The 13295-nt window shown below is 70.4% G+C and carries 15 protein-coding genes and 1 tRNA gene; 11 read left to right on the plus strand and 5 right to left on the minus strand.

The window, feature by feature from the left end; translation table 11 throughout:
• The first annotated feature begins 27 nt into the window (after window positions 1-27).
• Window positions 28-1233 carry a tRNA dihydrouridine synthase gene (dusB, locus tag ACYVBN_RS14105; RefSeq protein WP_460601077.1) on the plus strand — a complete coding sequence of 402 codons (1206 nt, stop codon included), beginning with the start codon at window positions 28-30 and terminating at the stop codon, window positions 1231-1233.
• Window positions 1234-1239: 6 nt separating this feature from the next.
• Here dusB and ACYVBN_RS14110 read toward each other — a convergent pair whose 3' ends face one another.
• Window positions 1240-2349, minus strand: coding sequence for a threonine aldolase family protein (locus ACYVBN_RS14110; RefSeq protein WP_460601078.1), 1110 nt, complete (start codon window positions 2347-2349; stop codon window positions 1240-1242).
• An 80-nt stretch (window positions 2350-2429) separates the two neighbouring features.
• Window positions 2430-3260, minus strand: coding sequence for a sulfurtransferase (locus ACYVBN_RS14115; RefSeq protein WP_460601079.1), 831 nt, complete (start codon window positions 3258-3260; stop codon window positions 2430-2432).
• A gap of 142 nt (window positions 3261-3402) precedes the next feature.
• Between ACYVBN_RS14115 and ACYVBN_RS14120 the strand changes: the two genes are divergently transcribed.
• The 10 genes from ACYVBN_RS14120 to ACYVBN_RS14165 all read left to right on the plus strand — a co-directional run bounded on the left by ACYVBN_RS14120 (window position 3403) and on the right by ACYVBN_RS14165 (window position 11169).
• Entirely contained in the window at window positions 3403-4167 is a 765-nt protein-coding gene (locus tag ACYVBN_RS14120) for a DoxX family membrane protein (protein WP_460601080.1), read from the plus strand.
• A gap of 97 nt (window positions 4168-4264) precedes the next feature.
• Window positions 4265-4534, plus strand: a complete 270-nt coding sequence (locus ACYVBN_RS14125) for a DUF2277 domain-containing protein (protein ID WP_460601081.1) — start codon at window positions 4265-4267, stop codon at window positions 4532-4534.
• Window positions 4531-4950: a DUF3806 domain-containing protein gene (locus tag ACYVBN_RS14130; protein ID WP_460601082.1), complete on the plus strand. Its 420-nt coding sequence runs from the start codon at window positions 4531-4533 to the stop codon at window positions 4948-4950. Before ACYVBN_RS14125 ends, ACYVBN_RS14130 begins: the two co-directional genes overlap by 4 nt.
• The gene (locus tag ACYVBN_RS14135) at window positions 4947-5426 is read left to right on the plus strand and encodes a hypothetical protein (protein WP_460601083.1); all 480 of its coding nucleotides are present in this window, start codon (window positions 4947-4949) and stop codon (window positions 5424-5426) included. The genes ACYVBN_RS14130 and ACYVBN_RS14135 overlap by 4 nt, the downstream gene beginning before the upstream one ends.
• Window positions 5410-6669: a deoxyguanosinetriphosphate triphosphohydrolase gene (locus ACYVBN_RS14140; protein WP_460601084.1), complete on the plus strand. Its 1260-nt coding sequence runs from the start codon at window positions 5410-5412 to the stop codon at window positions 6667-6669. The genes ACYVBN_RS14135 and ACYVBN_RS14140 overlap by 17 nt, the downstream gene beginning before the upstream one ends.
• Window positions 6670-6698: 29 nt before the next feature.
• The gene (locus tag ACYVBN_RS14145) at window positions 6699-7724 is read left to right on the plus strand and encodes an NAD(P)H-dependent flavin oxidoreductase (protein WP_460601085.1); all 1026 of its coding nucleotides are present in this window, start codon (window positions 6699-6701) and stop codon (window positions 7722-7724) included.
• A gap of 50 nt (window positions 7725-7774) precedes the next feature.
• Window positions 7775-8485, plus strand: a complete 711-nt coding sequence (locus tag ACYVBN_RS14150; RefSeq protein WP_440282567.1) for a DinB family protein — start codon at window positions 7775-7777, stop codon at window positions 8483-8485.
• 54 nt (window positions 8486-8539) lie between these two features.
• Entirely contained in the window at window positions 8540-10423 is a 1884-nt protein-coding gene (gene dnaG, locus ACYVBN_RS14155) for a DNA primase (protein ID WP_460601086.1), read from the plus strand.
• A gap of 93 nt (window positions 10424-10516) precedes the next feature.
• Window positions 10517-11035, plus strand: a complete 519-nt coding sequence (locus tag ACYVBN_RS14160) for a hypothetical protein (protein WP_460601087.1) — start codon at window positions 10517-10519, stop codon at window positions 11033-11035.
• A 61-nt stretch (window positions 11036-11096) separates the two neighbouring features.
• Window positions 11097-11169: transfer RNA gene (locus ACYVBN_RS14165), tRNA-Asn, on the plus strand.
• A 45-nt stretch (window positions 11170-11214) separates the two neighbouring features.
• Here ACYVBN_RS14165 and ACYVBN_RS14170 read toward each other — a convergent pair.
• The 3 genes from ACYVBN_RS14170 to ACYVBN_RS14180 all read right to left on the minus strand — a co-directional run bounded on the left by ACYVBN_RS14170 (window position 11215) and on the right by ACYVBN_RS14180 (window position 13289).
• Window positions 11215-11373, minus strand: a complete 159-nt coding sequence (locus ACYVBN_RS14170; RefSeq protein ID WP_440282570.1) for a hypothetical protein — start codon at window positions 11371-11373, stop codon at window positions 11215-11217.
• Entirely contained in the window at window positions 11373-11744 is a 372-nt protein-coding gene (locus tag ACYVBN_RS14175) for a hypothetical protein (protein ID WP_440282571.1), read from the minus strand. The genes ACYVBN_RS14170 and ACYVBN_RS14175 overlap by 1 nt, the downstream gene beginning before the upstream one ends.
• A 105-nt stretch (window positions 11745-11849) precedes the next feature.
• A complete protein-coding gene (locus ACYVBN_RS14180) occupies window positions 11850-13289 on the minus strand; it encodes an amidohydrolase family protein (protein WP_460601088.1) in 1440 nt (479 codons plus the stop codon).
• Window positions 13290-13295: the final 6 nt, after the last annotated feature.

Below are 13295 nucleotides of genomic sequence, written 5' to 3' on the forward strand. Positions count from 1 at the left end.
CGCCCTCCTGGGACGATGTATGACGCGATGACCGACACCCTGACTCCGACACCCGTCCTGCCGCCGCTCCGGATCGGCAGGCACACGATCGCCTCGCCGGTCGTGCTGGCGCCGATGGCGGGCATCACCAACCGGGCGTTCCGCCGCCTGTGCCGCCGGTATGGCGACGCCGGCGCGGCGGCGGGTGGCGCCTCCGCGGCGACCAGTCTCTACGTCAGCGAGATGATCACCTCGCGAGCGCTCGTCGAGCGCAACGCGATGACGCTGCGGCTGATCGAGCACGACCCGGACGAGTCGCCCCGGTCGATCCAGCTCTACAGCGTCGACCCGGAGACCACCGGGCGGGCGGCGCACCTCCTGGCCAGCGAAAACCGTTGTGATCACATCGATCTCAACTTCGGCTGCCCGGTGCCGAAGGTCACCCGCAGGGGCGGGGGATCGGCCTTGCCGTGGAAGACCGACCTCTTCCGGGGCGTCGTCTCCGCGGCCGTGAAGGCGGCGGCGCCGTACGACATCCCGGTGACCGTCAAGATGCGCCGCGGGATCGACGAGGACCACCTGACCTTCCTGGAGGCCGGACGCATCGCCGAGGGCGAGGGCGCGGCCGCCGTGGCCCTGCACGCCCGCACCGCGGCGCAGGCCTACTCCGGCACCGCCCGGTGGGAGGCGATCGCGCAGCTGAAGAAGACGGTCACCAGCATCCCGGTGCTGGGCAACGGCGACATCTGGTCCGCGGAGGACGCGCTGCGCATGGTGCGCGAGACCGGCTGCGACGGAGTCGTCGTCGGGCGCGGCTGCCTGGGCCGGCCGTGGCTGTTCACCGACCTCGCGGCCGCCTTCGCCGGCGGTTCGACCCGGGTGCAGCCGACGATGCGCGAAGTCGCCGAGACGCTGCGGCTGCACGCCGTCTACCTGGCCGAGTTCTTCGAGTCCGAGGACAAGGCCTGCCGCGACATACGCAAGCACATCGCCTGGTACTTCAAGGGATTCCGCGTCGGCTCGCAGCTGCGGGCGAACCTCGGCCTGGTGAAATCGCTTGCGTCGCTCGACGAGCTGATCGGCAGCCTCGACCTCGACCAGCCGTGGCCGGGAGAGGCCGCCGAGGGTCAGCGCGGCCGCGCCGGCTCCGAGCGCAAGGTCGTGCTGCCGGAGGGCTGGCTCGACTCCCGGACGGTCGACGAGCACACCCGGCGGGACGTCGCGGCCGCCGAGGCGTGGAGCAGCGGCGGCTGACCACCGTCACTCCAGGGCGACGGAGGCGATGACGTCGGCGACCTCGCGCGCGGTCGATCGCATCGTGGCCGAGCCGACCGACACCTCGGCCCACGACCACCCCGGGACGTCGGCCGCCGACCAGCCGCGGACAGCCATCACGCGGTCGCGTTCCAGTAACTGGACCACCTTCTCGCGCAGTGCGTCGGGGTCCGCTGGCGCGTACACGACGAACTCACGCGTGTGCGGCGGGTCCGGAACGACGCGCACGCCTCGTGCGTCCAGGAGCGCGGCGATCTCGACCGCGCGGTCCCGGTATTCGGTCATCCGGTCCAGGTGCTCGTCGAGCCCGGCGAGCGCAGATGCCGCATCGGCCGTCATGCCATAGAGGGTCCCGCCCAGCCGGCGACGCCACTGACGTGCCTCGGCCACGAGGTCCTCCGGTCCGGCGAGAGCCGCCCCCGCGAACGCACCGAGTCCTTTGTAGAACGAGACGTAGACGCTGTCGGCCAGTGCGGCGACCTCCGCCAGCGGCTCGCCCAGGTGCGGCGTCGACTCCCACAGCCGTGCACCGTCCAGGTGGAGCGGTGCGCCGCGGTCCCGGCAGCGGGCGCTGAACTCGGCCAGCTCGGCGAACGTCGGCAGGATGAAGCCCGCCTCCCGCAGTGGAAGCTCCAGCAACACTGCGCCGAGTGGGCCGGGTATGGCGTCCAGGTGGGCGACGGTCGGCAGTTGCCGACCGGTGCCGAGCCGTTCGTAGCGCAGGTCGTGCAGCAGCGCAGGACCGTCCAGCTCGTGCCGCAGCAGGTGCGACAGGTCGGGCAACGCCACCCGTCGGCAGCGCGACCGGTCGGTCCAGCAGCGCAGGGCCGCCTGCTGGGCCATGACCCCGCTCGGGAAGAACGCCACCGCGGGCTTGCCGAGCAGTTCGCCGACTCGTGACTCGAGGTCGGCGACCGGGCCGCCGGCGCCGTACCGGTCCCATTCGGTGCCCGGCGGGAGATGTTCCGCCACGCGGGTCAGCGCATCGGCGGGCGGGTGGACGTCGTGTCCGAGCAGGCGCCGAGCATGCGGCATGGCCGCGGCGACCCGGTCTTCGAGCGACGGTGTTGTCGGGGCGACGTCACGAGCTGGCATGTGTTCATCCTGCCGGTACGCGCGCTGCGAACCCGCACCGCGCCCGAATCCAGGGGGCGTGACCGTCCGGCCGTCGCCGGCTACACCTCCACCGGTCGCTCGTCGTCGGTGATCCAGTGCGACCAGGAGCCGATGTAGACGCTGGTCTGGGGGTGGATGCCGGATGCCTCGAGCGCCAGCGCCAAGTGGGTCGCCTGCACCCCTGAACCGCAGTAGACGCCGACCTCGCTGTCGGGACGGATGCCCAGCGCGGTGAAGCGCATCGCCAGGTCGTCGGCGGACAAGAAGGCACCGTCCGCGTCGACGTTGGCCAGAGCAGGCACGGAGATCGCGCCGGGAATGTGCCCGGCGACGGGATCGATCGTCTCGTTCTGTCCGGCGAACCGGTCGGCGGGCCGGGCGTCGAGCAACAGTTTGGCGCTGGCGAAGTCGGCGGCGCCGTCGGCGTCCAGCAGCGCCGCACCCGGGTCGGTCGGGCAGAAGTCCCCGGCGGCGACGTCCGGCTCCTGCGCCGACACCGGCAGCCCGGCCGCCTGCCACGCGGCATACCCGCCGTCGAGGACCTGGACGTCCTCCTTGCCGAAATACTTCAGCAGCCACCAACACCGGCTCGCAGCAAGGGAATTCCCGTCGTCGTAGACCACGACCGGCCGGTCGTTGTCGACTCCCGCGGCGCGCATCGCCGAGGCGAAGACCTCACGTTGCGGCATCGGATGGCGTCCACCGTCGCCGGGCGCGTCCGCCATCACCCCCTCGAACTCGACCCACGCGGCACCGGGCAGGTGGCCGGCGTCGTATGCCGGCCGGCGCGACTGCTGGCCCATCTGCCACCGGGTGTCGAGCACGGTGACCGTGTCCAGCACGGTGGCCAGTGCCGTCGGGACGATCAGCGGATGCGTGGGGCGCGTCATACCTGCAGTCTGCTGGCCGCGGGCAGACGTCGCAACGGGGCGCTGGACGCATGGACGAACCGGGCGTGGGTAGGCTCGTGGGGTCCCCAGGTGCCTGCACACGGGCGCCCGAGCCGCGAGACCGATCAATGGAGGCCAACCCGTGCTTGTTCGTCGCCTTGCCCGCCCGATGTTGTCGTCGATCTTCCTGACCGCCGGGTTCAATTCGCTGCGCAACCCGGACCGGCCCGCTCCCGCGGCTGCACCGGTGGTCGACAAGCTCCGGTCGCTGCTGCCCCCGCAGCTGTCCTCGCTGGTGCCCTCGGACCCGGCCACCGCGGTGCGCGTCAACGGAGCCGTGCACGTCGTCGGCGGCCTGATGCTCGCCACCGGCAGGTTCCCCCGCGTGGCCTCCGCGGTCCTCGCCGCCTCGCTGGTGCCGACCACACTGGCCGGGCACGCCTTCTGGCAGGAGGACGACCCGGCCAAGCGCGCCCAGCAGCAGATCCACTTCTTCAAGAACGTCAGCCTGTTCGGCGGGCTGCTCATCGCGGCCGTCGACACCGAGGGCAAGCCCAGTGCCGTATGGCGCAGCAAGGCCGCCGCCCACCGGGCGGGCGAAGCCGTCTCGTCGGCGCTGCCGAGCGGCAGCGACAGCTCGGACACCGTGCAGTCGCTGAAGGAGACCGTCGGCCATGTCGCCGAAGCGGCCAAGGAGCACGGTGCACACTGGGCGAGTGTCGCCAAGGAGCAGGCGCCGGTCGTGGCCGAAGCGATGAAGGAACGCGGCGAGGCCGTCGCCGAAGCCGCCCGCGAGAACGCTCCCGTGGTGGCCGAGGCGGTCCGCGACCGCGGCGGCAAGGCCGGCCGCCAGGCCGCCAAGCAGGCCGCCAAGGCCGCGGCGCAGGCGCGCGCTCAGCTCGCCTGAGCGATCCGGCCGCTCACGACCCCGGGGTCGCCGCGAGTTGCGGCGGCCCCGGCGCGCGTTACTCGTCCCCCGCGCCCACATCGGGTTCAATGAAGGCATGTGCCGCAACATCCGCCCGCTGAACAACTTCGAACCACCGGCCACCGACGACGAGGTCGCCGCCGCCGCACTGCAGTTCGTCCGCAAGATCGCCGGCAGCGCCAAGCCGTCGAAGACCAACCAGGCCGCCTACGACACGGCGGTGGCCGCGATCACCGCAGCCAGCCGCGAGCTCATCGACTCCCTCGTGACGACGGCGCCGCCGAAGAACCGCGAGGAGGAGGCCGCCAAGGCTCGCGCCCGCACCGCCGCCCGTTACGCGTCATGACCGCCGAGATCACCGTCCAGCCGCTGGACCGGTCGGCCCAGCGGGCGCTGGCCGGTTGGCTCGGTGACGCGCAGGCGGCCGGGGTGGATGTCGACGACCTGGAGTCGATCGGCAGGGCCTACGACGACTACGTGCACGATGTGCTGCTCACACCCGCGGCCGACCGGGGCGACCCCACGCCGACGCTGACGATGATCGCCATGGCGATGGGCGAATATTTGCAACGCCATTCGGCGCTTCAATGGCGAGTGGTCGAGGACGCGCAAGGCACCGACCTGGCGCTGTCCTCCGCGGACGACCTCGGCGTGCTCTACCCGATCGACCCGGTCGCGCAGGCGTGGTCACAGCGCCAGCGCGGCTGGTTGCCGGTCTTCGCCCGCGAACTGCTGAAGAACATCGAGGGCGCCGCAGAGTGACGGCCTCGGGGACCATGACGGTGGCGCAACGCGTCAAGTGGTGCGCCAACTGGGTCAACGGATCGACGGCTGTCGGCCTGCTCGTCGCGCGGATCGGCCGGGCGCACATTGCGACCGGACCCCGCGGTCTCTACCTGGCAGGGGGTTACCGCCTCGGGTTCCCGGTGGCGGGTGCCTTCACCATCGGGAATGTCGTTGTCAGCAAAGACGATTGGGATCAGTTGCACCTCAATGATGCCGACCTGATCACGCACGAGGAGCAACACAGCTGGCAATACGTCGTCTGCGGCGGTCTGCCTTTCCTGCCGCTGTATGCCGTGGCGCTCGGCTGGTCGTGGCTGCGCACCGGCGACTTCGCATCGCGCAATGTCTTCGAGCGCAACGCCGGTCTGGTGATGGGTGGTTACCGCGAGCGGCCGGTGCGATCCCTCGGGGCGGGGCTGCGCAGCATGCTGCCCCGTGGCAGCGCGGCATGATCGGCCGACGATGAGCTACTCGGCATACGACCGGCAGCGCTTCGTGCGCGAGGACCCGGCACAGAAGCGCGCCGACCGCGACGACTTCGCGCGTGACCGGGCACGGGTGCTGCACTCGGCCGCGTGGCGTCGGCTGGCGTCCAAGACGCAAGTGCTGCAGCCGCACCACGACTTCATCCGCAACCGGCTGACGCATTCGCTGGAGGTCGCACAGATCGGTCGCGAGTTCGGCGAAGCCATCGGCTGCAACGCCGATGTCGTCGACACCGCGTGCCTCGCGCACGACCTGGGCCACCCGCCGTTCGGGCACAACGGTGAGTCGGCTCTGAACGAACTCTGCGGCCACATCGGCGGATTCGAGGGCAACGCGCAGACGTTCCGCATCCTGACCCGGCTGGAGGCCAAGCGGTCCAGGTCCGACGGCGAGTCCGTGGGCCTCAACCTGACGCGCGCTTCGCTGGACGCTGCCAGCAAATACCCGTGGTTCCGTGGTGAAAGCCGTTCCCATCCCAGCAAGTTCGGCTGCTACGCGGCGGACGAGCAGATCTTCGGCTGGGCGCGAGCGACTGTGCCCAGCGGGCGCCGGCAGCAACGCTGCGTCGAGGCGCAGGTCATGGACTGGGCCGACGATGTCGCCTACTCGGTGCACGACGTGGAGGACGGCATCACCTCCGGGCTGATCGAGGTGCGGGCGCTGCGCTCCCGCGACGAGATAGACATCCTCGCCGACGTGGCGCGGCGCATCTACGCCCCGCAGCTCGACAAGGCCCAGCTGGCAGGCTCTTTCGAGCGGTTGCTCTCCTCCGGCGCCATACCGCAGCAACAGCGGCCGGGGAGGCAGGGTGTCGCCGAGCTCAAGGACATGACCAGCCGGCTGATCGGGCGCTTCGTCGGCGCCGCCGAGCAGGCCACCCGCGACAAGTACGGCGACGGCCCGCTGACCCGATACGCCGCAGACGTGGTGATCCCTGCCGACGTGCTCGCCGAGTGCGTGATGCTCAAGGCCGTCGCCGCGCGGTGGGTGATGATGACCGACGCCCGGCGCACGCTGCAGGCCGAGCAGCGCCGCATCGTCGAGACGCTCTTCACCGTCTTCCAGGAGCACCCCGATCGACTCGACCCGCTCTTCGCCGAGGACCATGCAGCTGCCACCGACGACGCGGCGGCACTGCGGGTCGTCGTCGACCAGATCGCGTCGCTGACCGATCACCGAGCCCGCGGCCTCGCCGAGGCGTGGTCATGATCCCCCCAGTGAATGGAGCTGCCGCACCGATGAACTGGTCCCTTTCCGCACTGCCGATCATCGGCGCGCCGATGGCCGGCACCGGCACACCGGAGCTCGCGGCCGCGATCAGTGACGCCGGCGGTCTCGGGCTGTTCCCCGGCGGCTACCTGACCGGCGCGGCGCTGGCCGACGGCATCACCCGCGTGCGTCGGCTCACCGACCGCCCGTTCGGCGTCAACCTCTTCCTGCCGACGCCCGTCGACGAGCAGCGCGACACCGACCGGCTGCGCGCGTACGCCGACGCCCTGGCACCCATCGCATCCGCCGCCGGAGTAGAGCTGCCCGAGCCGCGCTGGGACGGGACCGACCACTTCGCCGAGAAGCTCGAGGTGCTGGTGGACGCGCGAGTCGCGGTGGTGTCCTTCATCTTCGGTCCGCCGCCGGAGGACGCGGTGCAGCGCCTGCACGCGGCCGGATCCCAGGTGCTGGCCACCGTCACCGATGCGGCCGAGGCGCGCGCCGCCGCCGATGCCGGTGCGGATCTGCTGTGTCTGCAAGGAACCGACGCCGGCGGCCACCGCGGCACGCACCGCGTCGCGGCGGAGCCCAATGCCTGCGGTTGGCGTGAGCTGTTGCCGCTGGTGCGAGCCGAGGTGCACTTGCCGATCGTGGTCGCCGGCGGTGTCATGTCGGCGCACGACGTGCGGGATGCACTCGACGCGGGAGCCGTTGCGGTGCAATGCGGTTCGGCGTTCCTACTCACCGACGAATCGGGCATGAACGCCGCCTACCGCGCCGGGTTCACCGACCCGGGACTCACCGAGCTGACCGTCACGCGTGCCTTCAGCGGTCGCCCGGCGCGCGCCATACGCAATGAGTTCGTGGCGCGTTTCGACCCGGTCGCGGTGCCGGTCTATCCGATCGTCAACCAGCTGACCAAACCGCTGCGCGCCGCGGGCGCCGCCGCCGGGGACCGGGAGCTGGTGAGCCTGTGGGCGGGCACCGGCTGGCGCCAGGCACGGCCAGGTCCGGCGGCCGATGTGGTCGCGGCGCTCGGCGCCGATCTCGTATGACGTGGATCGGCTGACCGGCAGGTGTCGCAGCACGGTCATAGGCTCCGCGGATGGAGCGTTTGGTCGATCGTGATTTCACCGGGGCAGAGTTCCGCGAGTGCGTGCTCGACGGTGCCCGGTTCGTCGGGTGCGTCATCCGAGGAGTTGAACTGGACGGGCTGATCAGCGACCTGACGGTTAACGGCGTCGCGGTGATGCCCTACGTCGAGGCAGAGCTGGACCGGCGGCACCCGGTGCGCGTGCTGATCCGTTCCGACGAGATCTCCGACCTGCGTGCCGCCTGGCGGCAGCTGCGGGACGACTGGGCGGCGACCATCGACCGCGTGCGGCGATGTCCGGGGATCGAGCGGAGGTCGGTGCGCGGAGAGTGGTCCACGCTGCAGACCCTGCGGCACCTGGTCTTCGTCCACGACTCGTGGTTCAGCCGCTGCTGTCTGGGGAGCACGGAGCCGTTCTCGCCGCTGGGGCTGTCGATCGCCGACGTGCCGGCGGACGCCGCGCCGGGCCTGGACCCGGCCGCTGACCCGACGCTCGAGGAGGTGCTGGCCGTGCGGCAGCAGCAGGCGACGGCACTGAGTGACTGGCTGGCCGACCGCACGACGGAGGAGCTGGCGCAGCCGGCGCCCGTGCCCGACGACGGGGTGTGGCCGCCATACGCCCGAGGACGGAGTGTGGCGCAGTGTCTGCGCACGGTGCTGAACGAAGAGTTCGAGCACCAGGGCTTCGCTGTCCGTGACCTCGCGACGCTCGACCGGGCATGACCTTGTGGACAGCTGCCTCCCCGATGAGCGCGGGGACCTAGACTGCCTGATGTTATGGCGGGTCGCATCAAGTCCGAAGACGTCGAACTCGTCAAGGAGCGCAGTTCGATCGAGGACGTGGTCAGCGAGCACGTCACGCTGCGCCGGTCGGGCAGCAACCTGGTGGGCCTGTGCCCCTTCCACGACGAGAAGACGCCGAGCTTCTCGGTCAACCCGACACAGGGGTTCTATCACTGCTTCGGCTGCCAGAAGGGCGGCGACGTCATCTCCTTCGTGCAGGAGGTGGACCATCTCAGCTTCGCCGAGGCCGTCGAACGGCTGGCGGGCAAGGCCGGCGTCGAGTTGCACTACGAGGACGGTGTCCGGCCCCGCGAGGAGAGCATCGGCCGACGCACCCGGCTGCTCGAGGCACACCGGGTGGCCGCGGAGTTCTACGCGTCGTTGCTGCCCGGGATGCCCGAGGCGCGCACCGCGCGGGATTATCTCCGGGGCCGCGACTTCGACGGCACGATCGCCGAGCAGTTCGGCCTGGGTTACGCCCCGACGGATGGGCACGCCCTGTCGAAAGTGTTGCGGGACAAGGGATTCAACCGCGACGAGATGCTCGCCGCGGGGCTGATCAACCGGGGCGGATACGACGTCTTTCAGGGGCGGCTGCTGTGGCCGATCCACGACATCACCGGTGACACAGTGGGGTTCGGTGCCCGCCGGATCTTCGACGGCGACCCACGACCGGCCAAATACCTCAACACCGGCGAGACAGCGATCTACAAGAAGCAGCGAGTGCTCTACGGCCTCGACCTGGCCAAGAAGTCCATCGCCGACGACCGCAAGGCTGTCATCGTCGAGGGCTACACCGACGTGATGGCCGCCCACCTGTCCGGCGTGACCCAGGCGGTGGCGACGTGCGGGACGGCGTTCGGCGTGGAGCACATCAAACTGCTGCGGCGATTGCTGCGCGACGAACGCGGGGGAGACCCGGCCAAGGTGATCTTCACCTTCGACGGTGACGCAGCCGGCCAGAAGGCCGCGCTCAAGGCGTATGACGAGGACCAGCGGTGGGCCTCGCAGTCGTATGTCGCGGTGGCCGCGGACGGCCAGGACCCGTGCGAGCTGCGGATGTCCGAGGGGCCCGACGCGGTGCGCGACCTGGTCGACGGGGCGACGCCGATGTTCGAGTTCGTGGTGCGGACCACGCTGGCCCGTTTCGACCTGGACTCCGTCGGTGGCCGGGTGGCGGCCACGCGTGCGCTGGCGCCGATCGTCGCGGACATCCGCGACCCGCTCAGCCGCGACGAACTCGTCCGGGAGGTGTCCCGGCAGATCGGTGTCCACGTGGACGACTTCACCCAAGCGGTCCGGCGCGCCCCGCGCGGCGGCATTGCAGAGGCAGCCCAGAAGTCTCGGGATCGGCAGCCCGAGGCGGCCGCCGAGACGTCGGCACCCGCGCCGGCATACGAGCCGCCCAACCTGCGTGACCCGATCGTGCGCGCCGAGCACATGCTGCTGCAGTGCGTGGTGCAGTTCCCGTCCGCGGTGCCGACCCAGCAGCTGGACCCGGTCGATCCCGCCGATCTGACCGCGCCGGCGCACCGCGCCGTGTTCGAAGCCGTGCGCACCGTCGGCATCGACCCGACCCGCAGCCAGAGCGCCTGGGTGTCGGCCATCAACGAGACGGTGCCCGAGGTGGTGCGGCCGCTGGTCGCCCAGCTGGCGGTCGAGCCGTTGCCGACCAAGCTGGACTCGCAGGGCCGCCCCGACTGGCACTACGTGCGGTCGTTGGTCGTGCGCGTGCGGGAGGTGGCGCTGCGGCGCAGGATCGCGCAGGTGATGAGCACGTTGCGACGCAGCGACGATCCGGAGCAGGCGCGCGGCATCTCGGCCGAGTTGACCACGCTGCAGCGGACACTGGCGGACCTCTTGGCCAACCTGGAGTGAGCACCCGCACGCCGGTTGAGTAGCGGTGAGGAACGAGCCGCGTGTCGAAACCGAGTGAGCCCGTCCGTGGGCGCCACGTGGAGAATGGACAGCATGTCCTTCCTGAAGCGCTCCCGACCGCAACTTCCGCCCGAGGTGCACCAGCAACTCGAGCTCGTCAAGGGTGAGCGCGTGCTCGCCTCAGCGGTGGACAAGCTCACCGGTGCGCACGTCGTCGCGACCACCTGGCACCTGACGGAGGTGGCAACGAGCGGTGAGGTCACCGCGCGTCCCTGGCACGAGGTGGACGCAGGGCAGTGGGAGCCGCAGACATGGACGCTCACCGTGACCTGGATCGGCGGCGGCCGACCCGGTCAGTGGACGTTCGGCGAGCAGGACACCCGGTTGCCGGAGACCTTCCACGAGCGCGTGCGGGCCAGCATCGTGCTGGCCGAAGAACTGCCGTTGCAGGGCCGCGCCAAGGGGCGTGTCGTCGTCCGGCGTGACCTGCAGGCCGGCACGCTGCTGACCCAGACGGTGCTCGGCCGCGGTGCCCGCGCCGACGATCCGCAGGTGCAGGACGCGGTGGCCCGGACCAGGGCGTTCGTCGAGGATGCGGTCGGCCTGCAGTAGCCCGGCCGATTCGGTGTTGCGGGTGCGAATTTGCTATGGTTTCTTCGCGCACGACGCGCGATCCCCTGTAGCTCAATTGGCAGAGCATTCGGCTGTTAACCGGAGGGTTCTTGGTTCGAGTCCAAGTGGGGGAGCAAGCAGAACGGACCGGGAATCCGGGCCGTTTTCCGTTGTGCGAGTCAGCTGCCCTGCGCGGCGAGACGCTGCACGGAGGGCGGGACGGGTCTGCCGGCCTTCTTGCTCGCGGCGATGTAGACCCTCGCGGCGGCGGCTCGATTGGCTTCCTTCTTGGAGACGTATCGGCCCGACTTCGCGTTGCCTGCTGTGTTGTCGGCCATCACTGTTCCTCCGTCTCCTCGTATGACGATTGTGCCTCGTCGAACTGTGAACCGTCCACCAACTCGACTTCTTCCCCGGCGAAGACGATCGGCTGCAGCGCCACCCGGGCGAACAGGGCCGCTTCCACGTCGGGAGCCTCGTGCACCAGTTGGTCCAACGCTGCGATGCCCAGCGCCTGCCGATCGTCTCCCTGGAGCAACAGGTCGGCGGCCCAGCGGGCTTGTTCCCACCAGCGTTCTTCGCGGGCACGCTGGTCCGCGCTGCGCCGGCCGGACTGAGCACCCCAGAACGCCAACGAGGCAGCCAGTACGGCGGCAACCCCGCCGAAACCGGGTGACATCACCCAGTGCCCGAGGTCATCCCAGCTCATCGGATACGGCCCGTGGTGGTCATCTTCGGAGCCTACGCACCGGCACCGAGGAAGGGCGTCAGCGCAGTCGGAATTCCGCCCCAGAAGCTCGTCCGGAGGCGGGCGTCAGGGAGATTCCACGAAATCGGGTAACGTCGTGGGGGCCAGCTCTTCCAGGGTCCGGCCGGCCCAGTCGCCCTCGTGCCAGTGCGCCCAGACACGCTCCCCGGCGGCCTGGACACCGCGCGCGGCCGCCTCAAGGTCGGTGCCCAGCACGGTGCCGTCCTCGACGACCGGGTTGCCGTCGACCCACACGTCGGCCAGGTCCGACGGCTGCGCGTAATAGACGATGTTGCGGATCGGGTCACGCAGCGGCGCCATACCGAAGGAGTCGGTTCGCCAGAACAACAGGTCGGCCTTGGCGCCGGGGGAGATCCGGCCCAGGTCGTCGCGGCCGAGCAGCCGCGCCGCGTTCAGGGTTGCGGCATCGAACACGCGCCTGGCGGTCGAGGTGTCCGCGCGGCGCGAGGTGATCTTCCCCGAGATCGCCGTCCACCGCAGCGATTCGAGCATCGACTGGGGCGCGGTGTCAGTGCCGATGCACATGTTCACGCCCGCCTCGATGTATGCCGGGAAGGACTCCATCAGGATGCCGCGACGCGCGAAACACCAGGCGTTGTAGGACACCGACGTGCCGGACTGCGCCAGCAGGCCGAGGTCGTCACCGGCGAAGTTGACCCAGCTGTTCCCGGTGATGAAGATGGCGTGCCCGAGCAGGGTGTCGGGTCCGAGGAAGTCCAGATCGGCGAGCCATTCGATCGGCGTCCGGCCGTGCCGCCGGGTCATCTCGTTGAATTCCCACACGCCCTGGGCGGCGTGCAGCGAGACCGGCACCCCGAGCTCGCGGGCCGCCTGCTTGGAGTCGCGCAGCAACTCCGCCGCGCAGGTGTCGACCTGCGCGGGACCGAGGAATCCCTGGACGCGTCCTGCTTCCCGGGATCCCTGCGTCCGGACGAAGTCGACGGCCCGGGCGAGACCCTCCTGGCCGGCAGCGACGTCCCACTCGTAGTCGACCCGCTTGCCGTCCGGCGTGAACCACCGGCCGGACCGGTAGGAGGGAGCGACATACCCACGCAGACCGACCCGGTCGAGCTCGTCGGCGACATACTCCGCCTCGTCGCCCAGGTGCATGACCGTCGTCGTGCCCGACCGGGCCAGCTCGATGAGCGAGTAGTCGACGCAGCTGCGCATGCCGGCGGACGTGAGCCCGGCGTCCTCCGCCGGCAGGATCTCGATGAGGCCGGTCAGCCAGAACTGTCGCGGCCCGTGGTCCTCCTGGACCGACTTGTCGATGGGGGAGGAGTGCAAGTGTGCATGGGTGTCGATGAAGCCCGGCGTGATGATGCGGTCGGGCAGTCGGCGCTCGACGTCCACCAAGCCGTCGTATGACGTGCCGACGTGCACGACGCGGTCGTCCTCGACCACCACACAACCGTCCCGCAGCAGTCGGTGACCGCCCTCCTGGTACGCGACGATGTACGGGGCGGTGAGCAGCGTTCGAGTCATGGAGGC

This window comes from Flexivirga lutea, from assembly GCF_054778955.1.